This is a genomic window from Holdemanella sp. (assembly GCF_056804935.1).
This window is the reverse complement of record NZ_DBMEXE010000043.1, coordinates 1-9,910: the sequence shown is the minus strand read 5'-3', so window position 1 is coordinate 9,910 and position 9,910 is coordinate 1. Positions and strand designations below refer to the sequence as shown.

The following is a 9,910-nucleotide window of genomic DNA, read 5'->3' as shown; positions in this document are numbered from 1 at the left end:
GAAAATATAGAAGAAAGCCATCAAAAAATTCAATACATCCTTCAAAATATACAAAAAAAGACAATTTCATTTCGAAAATTGCCTATATACAATAAAAAGCCTATGTCCTTACGAAAAGGTATAGGCTTTTGTCAACAATCTGTAACGTCCAATATATATTTGGACGTTTTTTTTGTTAGAAAGGGTGTGTGTGAATGGAAAGTGATCGACGATACAGAATAATTTTTGATTTACACATGAAGAAAGGTAGGAATATAAAATGAAAAAAATTATTAAATTAGGTATGGTAGCTTTAACCGCGTTAACAATGGCGGGATGTTCAAGTGAATCAGAGGATGTAAAAACAATTACTGTGGGGATTTCTCCAGATTATGCTCCTTATGAATCGGAAAATAAAAAGGGAGATATCGTTGGATTTGATCCAGATATGATGAAGTGTTTTGAAGAATATTTAAGTGATGAAGAAGGTGTTACTTACAAGTTAGAAATGAAGAAGATGGATTTTGATAATATCATTACACAGCTTCAAGGAGACCAAATTGATGTGGGTATTTCTGGATTTACATATGATTCAAAACGTAAAGTGGAATGGTCAGATCCATATTTAGGATCAAGTCAGGTTGCCGTGATTCCAAAAGATTCTGATATCGCATCGACTGCTGATTTAGAAGGTAAATCTCTAGTTGCTCAAACAGGAGCTACTGGTGAGGCTGCCGCAAAAGAAGTTAAGGATGCCAAAGTAACTGGATTAAAGAATGTGCAAGACATTATGAATGCATTGAGTGCAAATCAATATGATGCGGCTATCGTTGACTTGGGCGTAGCGAAAAACTATGTAAAGAGTGACGAGTTTAAAATGTTAGATGAATCTTTAATGGATGAACAAAACTACATCATTGCGAAAAAAGGCAACACAGATATGATTGAGAAGATGAATACATGTATTAAAAAATTCTTGGCGAGTGATGATTATGCTAAGCTGTGTAAAAAATATGATTTATCTCCATTAGAAACAAAGTAAAGGAAAAGTGAGAAAAGTGTATGTTTGTTGCGATTGATCAGGTATTTACATTAGAGAATATACTCTATTTGGCAAAGGGTGCGCTGTTGTCGGTTGCGATTGCAGCGCTTTCCCTTTTAATTGGTTTAGTCCTTGGAATTCTTGGAGCTAGTGGTAGAAGAAGTAAACATAAGGTGCCTAGAGCTATAGCGTTTGTGTATGTCACAATCATTCGTGGAACCCCATTGCTTCTACAGATTTTGATTATTTTCTCTGTTATTCCATCGATTTATACGGCATTTACAGGCAATGTATTAAGAATCAATCCTATCGTAATTGGTATGATAGCTTTAAGTATTAATTCGGGCGCATATCAAACTGAATTGTTACGTTCAGGAATCAATGGAGTTGATAAAGGACAATGGGAAGCTTGTGAAACATTGGGATTATCAAGTTGGAAGACAATGAAACTTGTTATTTTACCCCAAGCATTTAAGCGTGTGGTACCACCATTGATTAGTGAGTTTATCACATTGATCAAAGATAGTTCTTTGATTAGTTGTATCGGTGCAGTGGAACTTTTAAAGGGAGCTCAAATCATTGGGGCTGAATATTATGATGTTATGTCGCCATATATGTTAGCGGCAATATTCTATTTAATTATGACATGTATCGTTTCTTGTATTGGAAATAAAGTGGAAAAGAGGTTGGCTGTAAGTGATTAGAGTAGAGAATGTTTCAAAACAATTTAATAAAACACGTGCCCTAAAAAATGTAAGCTTAGAAGTCAATAAGGGGGATATTATCTCGTTGATTGGTCCGAGTGGTTCAGGGAAAAGTACATTATTACGTTGTATTCATGGCTTGGAGCATGTGGATACAGGTAAAATTTATATGGATAACGAATGGATGAATCCGGATGATGAAAAGAAATTTCGTACACAAAGAAATCGTATGGGATTTGTATTCCAGCATTTTAATTTATTTCCGAATATGTCGGTTTTACAAAATTGTAAGTTAGCACAGGTAGAAGTTTTAAATAAAACGGATGAAGAAGCTGAAAAAATAGCTTTAGAGTATTTGGATAAAGTTGGATTATTAGAAAAGAAAGATGCGTATCCTAATAACTTGTCTGGTGGACAAAAACAGCGTGTAGCGATTGCGAGAGCCTTATGCATGAATCCAGATATTATGTTGTTTGATGAACCTACGAGTGCATTAGATCCAGAAATGATCAAGGAAGTGCTTGAAGTAATGAAGGATCTAGGTAAGCAAGGTATGACAATGGTTGTGGTTACACATGAAATGGGATTTGCGAGAAAGGTAGGCACTCGAGTTGTTTTCTTGGATCAAGGTGAAATTGTAGAAGAGAATACGAGTGAAAAGTTTTTTGAAAATCCTCAGTCTGAACGTGCAAAGGATTTCTTGAGTAAGGTATTCTACGAATGAGATTGCCAGATTTTAAAGTCGAACAATGGATGAATGACTATGAAAATGATGCTATCTACAATATGACGGATACATGTGTTAAATCTCTTACGTTACAGGAACTGTTGGATTTGGAAGACTTTGATTTTTCAAATCTAATATTAGATTTGAAAAATCACTGGGGATATTGAATTAAAAAAGGAAATCCTATCTTTATATGAGCATGGAACAATTGATAATATCACAACAGCACAAGGTTGCTTGCAGGCAAATGAATTGGTGATGAACACTTTATTAGAAAAAGGAGATGAAGTCATTAGTGTGGTTCCTGGATATCAGCAGTTTGTGGATGTTCCAAAATCACTTGGGTGTAAAGTGCATTTGGTTGAACTGGACGAATGGGATTGGCAGGTTAGTGTGGAAAAGTTTAGAGGTGTTTTAAATTCATCAACGAAAATGATTATTTTAAATAATCCCTCGAATCCAACGGGGACAGAATATTCTAATGAGTTTCTAAATGCATTGATTGAATTGTGTAAACCCTATAATACATATATTCTTTGTGATGAAGTATATCGTGGCTTAAATGAGGAAGTCTCGATTAGTGATATATATGAAAATGGAATTTCAACATCAAGTTTAAGTAAAATGTTTTCACTGGCTGGATTACGTCTTGGATGGATCAAAGCTAATGAGTATGTGATTCATCAAATCAATGTAAGAAGAGATTATTCAATGATTTCTACAGGTCCTTTAGTGGACAAATTGGGATGGATTGCCATTAAGCATAAGGATGAATTGATTTTAAGGGCTAAAAATATTATTTCAACAAATAAAAATATCGTTCATGAATGGCTTAAAGATAATCCTTCGTTTGAATGTGTATTACCAAGTGGTGGTACGGTTTGTTTTTTGAAGTATTATTTTGATTTAAAGAGTGAGACGTTTGCGAAATTATTATTGGCAGAAAAAGGTGTTTTCTTTGTGCCGGGATCGTGTTTTGATAAAGAATATTATTTTCGTTTAGGCTTGGCTCAAGATAGTAAATTATTTAAGGCTGGCTTGAATGAACTTTCGAACTTTGTGGATGAACATTTGATTTCATGATAAAATGATTTGCGTAAGGGGGAATACTTATGCGAGTACAATATTTGTTGTGTGCATGTTTATTGCTTTGTGGCTGTACAAAAGTGAGTGATCTTACGCATCAAAAGAGTAAGTCAACCGAAAAGGCGCCGGTTACAGTGAAAAAGGCAAATAAAATAAAGGTAATTGATTGTAAGAATGATTCTTCGCAACAAGTTACTTTTGAAGCTAAGGGGGATAAGATTCAAAAGATGACACAGAAGTTTGCGATGAGCTTTTCAGATTTAGGTATAACAGAAGATATGAATTCTGAACAGATTCAATCTAAGATCAATTCTTCATTGGATGATAAATATAATTCGATTGAAGGCGTTCATGTATCTACTGAATTAAAAGAACAGCAGGTTGAAGTGACGTTGGAAATGGATTTTAAAACAGCAAATATAGATACGCTGATTGAAAGTGGCTTATTAGATAAGGGTGAAGCTCAATCGGATTATGTAAGTTTGAAAAAGACGCAAAGTGCTTATAAACAAGAAGGATTTGCGTGTATGATAAAATAGCGGGTCTTCCGCTATTTTCTATTTGAAAGGATGAGTTAAAAGATGCGTTATTATATTGCAGATACACATTTTTTTCATCGTTCGTTGAATGAAAAGATGGATCAAAGAGGTTTCGAAGACATCGAACAAATGAATGAATATATGATTGATCAATGGAACAGTAAAGTTCGAAAGAATGATGAAGTTGTTGTTTTGGGAGATTTTTCATGGGGAAACGCAAGTCAAACAACAGAGATTTTGGATGAATTAAAGGGGAAAGTTTATTTGATTCGTGGAAATCATGATCGTTTCTTGGATGATAAAAACTTTGATGCTTCGCGATTTGTTTGGATCAAAGATTATGCGGAATTAAATGAGAATAAACGAAAAGTAGTTTTATCTCATTATCCAATTGCGTGTTATAACGGACAATATCGAAGAGATGAGGATGGAAACCCAAAAACATTTATGTTGCATGGGCATATTCATGCGACGCAAGATCAGCAATTTTTAGATGCTTATCAAGAGTATATTCATCAACAAAAACACCCAAGAATCAGTGATGGCCAATTAGAGGGTGTGCCTTGTCAGTTAATCAATTGTTTCTGTATGTACAGTGATTATGTTCCAATGACGTTAGATGAATGGATTGAAATTGACAAGCGAAGAAGAAATATCCTATAATTGTTATAACAAATATAAGGAGATCAAATTATGCATAAGTTAGATACAACGTCGGGTCATCTTCCTTACTATAAACAAATAAAGGAGTTCTACAAAAAAGATATCCAAGATGGAGTCTTGGCTGTGGGAGATCGCGTTGACAGTGAAATGGAAATTCAAGAGATGTACGATGTTTCAAGAATTACAGCAAGACAAGCTATTCTTGAATTAGAACAGGAAGGTATGGTAAAGCGTGGACGTGGCAAGGGTACGTTTGTGACATACAGACCTAAAATCAAAGAGGAGTTGTCGCATATCCGTAGTTTTACAGACGAAATGACAGCATTAGGAAGAACGCCGGGAACTAAGTCTTTTCACATCACAAAAGAAATTCCGGATGAAGCTACAAGAGAATTGTTTGGCTTGGACGAAGAAATGATGTATTGTGTTCGAAGAGTTCGTAGTGCAGATGATGTGTTATTGGTGTATTTTGTGTCTTATTTTCCTTTAAGTTTGAATATACCTTTGAATATGGAAGAACAAACACAGTCTATTTATGAAGTGATTGGCGCACCGACAAGAATAGATGAAGAGTTTTCTGCGATTAATCCGAGTGAAGAAATCTGTTTGGCATTGAAGATACGTAAGGATCAGCCGGTTTTAGCTCGTAAGCGTATCTCTTATGATAAAAAGAAGAAAAAGATAGAGTATACAATGTGTTACTATCGTGGTGATTTATATAGTTACACAATTTCAACGTCGCAAAAATTATGATTTTAACGATCGACATTGGTGGTACCAATATTAAATATGGATTATGCGATGCGTCAGGGAATATCCAACAAAAAGGGGAGTATCCTACTTTGGATACGGCAGATAAAATCGTTCAATCCATTTGTGATTTACCATTTGAATATACTGGAATTGCGATCAGTATGCCTGGAATCTTGAATGAAGATCATTCTAGTGCATTTATTACTGGTAAACTGGCTTTTCTGTCTAACTACCCTTTAAAAGAGCGGTTGGAAGAAATTAAAGGTTGTAAAGTGACAATTGAAAATGATGGTCGTTGTGCAACGTGGGCTGAACTTGGATTTGGAAATTTGATACATTCAAAGAATGCTTTGGTTGTGGTTCTAGGTACATATATTGGGATGGGTATAGTGATTGATCATAAGGTATATGAAGGTTCACATTTATTGGCAGGTGAATATTCAGATGCGCATATGGATACAGAAAAAACTTTTAAGAATACCATGGCTACATGCTTTGGAAAAGATGGTCTTGAAAGAGCGACGGGTTTAACGGGTAAAGAACTTTTTGATCATTTAGATGATGAAAGAGTATATGCAGGTTTTAACAAATATTGCCAAAATTTGGCTTGGATGTTAAACAATCTTCAGTTGCTATTAGATGTGGATACAATTTTGATTGGTGGAGGTATATCAGCACAGCCTAAACTAATTGACTGTATCAAAGAAAATATGAAAGGCTTGACACAATGGTTTCCAACTTTAGAGGAACCTGTTATCAAAGCTTGTAAATTTAACAATGATGCTAATTTATTAGGCGCATTGTGTTACTACAAAAATAATACCGAGAATCATTAAGCGTTCTCGGTATTTCTTACTTAGAGGGGGAAGGGCATGAAATCGTTAATTGGTGATAAGAAGTTTTATCGAATGGTTTTGATTGTATGTATTCCGATTGTGATACAGAATGGGTTTACCAATCTTGCCAGTTTATTAGACAACATTATGATTGGACAATTAGGAACACTATCTATGAGTGGTGTATCTATTTCAAATCAGTTATTTCAAGTATTTAATGTGAGTGTCTTTGGAGCAATGTCAGGGGCTGGAATATTTCTGGCACAATTTTATGGACGTGGAAACAGGGATGGTGTACACAATTGTTTCCGAATTAAAATGTTGCTTGGCATTTTGATTTCAATATTGGCCATATGCATTTTTAAAGTGTTGGGGCCTTCATTGATTTCATTATATCTAAATGATGATCCGACAGATAGTTTGACAACTTTGAACTTTGGTAAGCAGTATATGGATGTTATGCTGATTGGACTCATTCCTTTTGCGATTACACAAGTATATTCTTCTTCATTAAGAGAAACGGGAAATACAGTTTTACCAATGAAGGCTAGTGTCATAGCGGTTATTGTGAATTTTTGTATTAACTATATTTTAATTTTTGGAAATTTTGGATTTCCTAGACTTGGCGTTATTGGTGCAGCCATTGGTACGGTTATTTCAAGAGTTGTAGAGATGGGGATAAATGTAGCGGCAGGCTATAATAACAAATATTTAAGGGATGCGATGCGTTTAGATAAGATATCGGGTGATATATTTAAGAATGTTGTTAAAAGAGGAATTCCACTATTGTGTAATGAAATATTGTGGTCGATATCCATAGCGCTTATTTCTCAATGTTATTCAACAAGAGGACTTGAGGCTGTGGCGGCCATCAATATTACAACAACAGTAACCAATTTCTTTATGATTATTTGTTATGCAATGGGAAATTCGATTTCAATCATTGTAGGTCAAAGATTGGGTGCTGGTGAAATTGAATATGCCAAAGACTATGATTTGAAGATGGTATTTATGAATTTTATGATGTGTTTAGGTATTGGTGTGGCATTGTTTGGATGTTCATCCTTTATTCCTCAAATCTATAATACGTCTATAGAAGTAAAGTCATTAGCAACATCTTTGTTAAGAGTTTCGGCTTGTATGCTTCCAATTATTTCTTTGTATTACAGTAGCTACTTTACAATGCGTGCAGGAGGAAAAACATTGCTTACCTTCTTCTTCGATAGTGGATATACATTCATGTTTACGTTTATGGTTGCACTATGTTTAACTCGTTTTACGAATTTACCTATATTCAATGTGTACTTATTGGTACAATGTGTGGATATTCCTAAGGCAGTATTAGGAATCACATTGGTTAAAAAAGGAATATGGGTACATAATATTGTCAATGAACTTTAGCCTTCTTTTTAGAAGGCTTTTTCTTTTAGAAGGCAAAAAAAAGAAGTCCTTTCGGACTTTATTTTAACAATGGTGACGCGTACGGGATTCGAACCCGTGAATGCATGCGTGAAAGGCATGTGAGTTAACCGTTTCTCCAACGCGCCATGTATATTAAACTTGTCTTCCTTGACAAGTGCTAGTTAATGATACTATAAGTTTATATTAATTGCAAGCAAAAAAATAAAAAAATCAAAAATAATTTTTGCATTTCTTAAATGAGTCAAAATAATAAAATGAAATTATTTGTTAACATAGTGATTATAAAGCTTTTAAATAGGCAGTGGTAGTAACGATTTGCGTATATGATGGGCAGATATTATTGAAGTTACATAGTGATTTTGTAGACAATAATACATACGAATTTGATAGGAATATAGTTATATTTTATACATGATAATAATATTTGAATCTGAATAAAAATAGTGATTATACAAATAATAGTTATAAATAAAAAAAATAAAAAAATAGTTGAAAGCGCTTGCAATCATATGTTAGAATGCAGTAGTAAAAAGACGCATCTCATTGAGGAGGATACATAGTTGGCTTTACAAGCATAGAATAGATTATATAAATTGATTTCACGACAAATGGCTTTGTTTCAAATACAGCAAGCAAATAACAAATTAAAAATTACTTTTGGAACACCCGGCTGCCAATCATATTATAATCAAGCGAAGTATCTGTATGGGAAAGTGTCTTAATGTAAAAATCTACATTAGGAGGATAATATGAACAAAAGATTTTTAACAATTGCTGCAGCTTTATCTATGGGTGTTGCATTAACTGCTTGTAGCAGTGGAGGAGATGAAGGAAAAACTGGTGGTTCTAGTGTTGCGAATGCTGACAAACCTTTAGTATGGTATAACCGTCAACCTTCTAACAGTTCAACTGGTGAATTAGACAAGGATGCATTAAACTTTAACAAAGATACTTATTATGTTGGTTTCGATGCAAATCAAGGTGCTGAACTTCAAGGACAAATGATTAAAGAATATATCGAAAAGAATATCGATACATTAGATCGTAACGGAGATGGCGTTATCGGTTACGTATTAGCTATTGGTGATGTTGGTCACAATGATTCTATCGCTCGTACAAGAGGTGTTCGTAAAGCTTTAGGTACAGCTGTTGAAAAAGATGGTGAAATCGTAAGTGATCCAGCTGGTATTAATAATGATGGTAAATCTAAGAGTGTTCAAGATGGCTCGTTAGAAATTAATGGAAAAACTTATACAGTAAGAGAACTTGCTTCTCAAGAAATGAAGAACTCTTCAGGTGCAACTTGGGATGCTGCTACTGCTGGTAACACAATCGGTACATGGACTGCTTCATTCGGTGATGAAGTTGACGTTGTAGCTTCTAACAACGATGGTATGGGTATGTCAATGTTCAATGCTTGGTCAAAAGAAAACAAAGTTCCTACATTCGGATACGATGCTAACTCAGATGCAGTTGCTGCAATCGCTGAAGGATATGGTGGAACAATTTCTCAACATGCTGACGTTCAAGCTTATTTAACATTAAGAGTATTACGTAATGCTTTAGATGGCGTTGATATCGATACAGGTATCGGTACAAAAGATGATGCTGGAAACGTTTTAACTGATGATGTTTATACATACAATAAGGATCAACGTTCTTACTATGCATTAAACGTTGCTGTTACTGCTGACAACTATAAAGATTTCTTAGATTCAACAGTTACTTATGCTCCAGTTTCTAACCAATTAGGTGAAAAAGATCACGCTAAGAAGAGTGTTTGGTTAAATATCTACAACGCATCTGATAACTTCTTAAGTTCAACTTACCAACCATTATTAGAAAAATATGATGACTTATTGAATTTAGATGTTGAATACATTGGTGGAGATGGACAAACTGAATCTAACATCACAAACCGTTTAGGAAACCCAGACAAATATGATGCATTCGCAATTAACATGGTTAAGACTGACAATGCAGCTTCTTATACAGGAATCCTTAAATAAATAATTCAAAAATAACATGGGGATTAAGATTATTAGGGAGAAATTATTTCTCCCTAATATTATTTAGATAGTAGTAAACAAAATAGGAGAGATTTTATGGCAGATAAGAATGAAGAACTAGTCTTATCTATACGCGGAATGAGTAAGTCC

11 protein-coding genes and 1 tRNA gene are annotated in these 9,910 nt (G+C 34.4%); 11 read left to right on the top strand and 1 reads right to left on the bottom strand.

The genetic code is table 11. From position 1 onward, the window contains the following. The first annotated feature begins 259 nt into the window (after window positions 1–259). Genes ACZQCL_RS03445 through ACZQCL_RS03400 form a run of 10 tightly spaced genes read left to right on the top strand, consistent with a single transcriptional unit; the run spans window position 260 to window position 7,730 of the window. On the top strand, window positions 260–1,021 hold the full coding sequence (locus ACZQCL_RS03445; protein ID WP_227992183.1) for a transporter substrate-binding domain-containing protein: 762 nt from the start codon (window positions 260–262) through the stop codon (window positions 1,019–1,021). 20 nt (window positions 1,022–1,041) lie between these two features. Next, entirely contained in the window at window positions 1,042–1,725 is a 684-nt protein-coding gene (locus tag ACZQCL_RS03440; RefSeq protein WP_227992182.1) for an amino acid ABC transporter permease, read from the top strand. After that, window positions 1,718–2,449: an amino acid ABC transporter ATP-binding protein gene (locus ACZQCL_RS03435; protein WP_227992181.1), complete on the top strand. Its 732-nt coding sequence runs from the start codon at window positions 1,718–1,720 to the stop codon at window positions 2,447–2,449. The genes ACZQCL_RS03440 and ACZQCL_RS03435 overlap by 8 nt, the downstream gene beginning before the upstream one ends. After that, the gene (locus ACZQCL_RS03430; RefSeq protein ID WP_482481849.1) at window positions 2,446–2,619 is read left to right on the top strand and encodes a hypothetical protein; all 174 of its coding nucleotides are present in this window, start codon (window positions 2,446–2,448) and stop codon (window positions 2,617–2,619) included. Before ACZQCL_RS03435 ends, ACZQCL_RS03430 begins: the two co-directional genes overlap by 4 nt. Next, window positions 2,603–3,535 carry an aminotransferase class I/II-fold pyridoxal phosphate-dependent enzyme gene (locus tag ACZQCL_RS03425; protein WP_482481850.1) on the top strand — a complete coding sequence of 311 codons (933 nt, stop codon included), beginning with the start codon at window positions 2,603–2,605 and terminating at the stop codon, window positions 3,533–3,535. The genes ACZQCL_RS03430 and ACZQCL_RS03425 overlap by 17 nt, the downstream gene beginning before the upstream one ends. A gap of 29 nt (window positions 3,536–3,564) precedes the next feature. Next, the gene (locus ACZQCL_RS03420) at window positions 3,565–4,077 is read left to right on the top strand and encodes a DUF1307 domain-containing protein (protein ID WP_227992178.1); all 513 of its coding nucleotides are present in this window, start codon (window positions 3,565–3,567) and stop codon (window positions 4,075–4,077) included. 42 nt (window positions 4,078–4,119) lie between these two features. Further along, a complete protein-coding gene (locus tag ACZQCL_RS03415; RefSeq protein ID WP_227992177.1) occupies window positions 4,120–4,740 on the top strand; it encodes a metallophosphoesterase in 621 nt (206 codons plus the stop codon). Between the two features lie 30 nt (window positions 4,741–4,770). After that, on the top strand, window positions 4,771–5,493 hold the full coding sequence (locus ACZQCL_RS03410; protein WP_227992176.1) for a GntR family transcriptional regulator: 723 nt from the start codon (window positions 4,771–4,773) through the stop codon (window positions 5,491–5,493). Then, on the top strand, window positions 5,490–6,329 hold the full coding sequence (locus ACZQCL_RS03405) for an ROK family protein (RefSeq protein WP_337618301.1): 840 nt from the start codon (window positions 5,490–5,492) through the stop codon (window positions 6,327–6,329). Before ACZQCL_RS03410 ends, ACZQCL_RS03405 begins: the two co-directional genes overlap by 4 nt. Window positions 6,330–6,365: 36 nt before the next feature. Continuing rightward, window positions 6,366–7,730, top strand: coding sequence for an MATE family efflux transporter (locus ACZQCL_RS03400; RefSeq protein ID WP_317315112.1), 1,365 nt, complete (start codon window positions 6,366–6,368; stop codon window positions 7,728–7,730). Window positions 7,731–7,800: 70 nt separating this feature from the next. Here the strand turns inward: ACZQCL_RS03400 and ACZQCL_RS03395 are convergent. After that, window positions 7,801–7,876 (bottom strand) — tRNA-Glu (locus ACZQCL_RS03395). Window positions 7,877–8,500: 624 nt separating this feature from the next. On the opposite strand from ACZQCL_RS03395, the gene ACZQCL_RS03390 reads away from it, so the two are divergent. Further along, window positions 8,501–9,760, top strand: a complete 1,260-nt coding sequence (locus tag ACZQCL_RS03390; protein WP_337532574.1) for a substrate-binding domain-containing protein — start codon at window positions 8,501–8,503, stop codon at window positions 9,758–9,760. Window positions 9,761–9,910 lie beyond the last annotated feature (150 nt).

What these genes read in the sequence shown, in the direction of transcription:
- ACZQCL_RS03445 (WP_227992183.1), top strand. Translation starts at nt 260, where the DNA reads ATGAAAAAAATTATTAAATTAGGTATGGTAGCTTTAACCGCGTTAACA.
- ACZQCL_RS03440 (WP_227992182.1), top strand. Translation starts at nt 1,042, where the DNA reads ATGTTTGTTGCGATTGATCAGGTATTTACATTAGAGAATATACTCTAT.
- ACZQCL_RS03430 (WP_482481849.1), top strand. Translation starts at nt 2,446, where the DNA reads ATGAGATTGCCAGATTTTAAAGTCGAACAATGGATGAATGACTATGAA.
- ACZQCL_RS03420 (WP_227992178.1), top strand. Translation starts at nt 3,565, where the DNA reads ATGCGAGTACAATATTTGTTGTGTGCATGTTTATTGCTTTGTGGCTGT.
- ACZQCL_RS03415 (WP_227992177.1), top strand. Translation starts at nt 4,120, where the DNA reads ATGCGTTATTATATTGCAGATACACATTTTTTTCATCGTTCGTTGAAT.
- ACZQCL_RS03410 (WP_227992176.1), top strand. Translation starts at nt 4,771, where the DNA reads ATGCATAAGTTAGATACAACGTCGGGTCATCTTCCTTACTATAAACAA.
- ACZQCL_RS03405 (WP_337618301.1), top strand. Translation starts at nt 5,490, where the DNA reads ATGATTTTAACGATCGACATTGGTGGTACCAATATTAAATATGGATTA.
- ACZQCL_RS03400 (WP_317315112.1), top strand. Translation starts at nt 6,366, where the DNA reads ATGAAATCGTTAATTGGTGATAAGAAGTTTTATCGAATGGTTTTGATT.
- ACZQCL_RS03390 (WP_337532574.1), top strand. Translation starts at nt 8,501, where the DNA reads ATGAACAAAAGATTTTTAACAATTGCTGCAGCTTTATCTATGGGTGTT.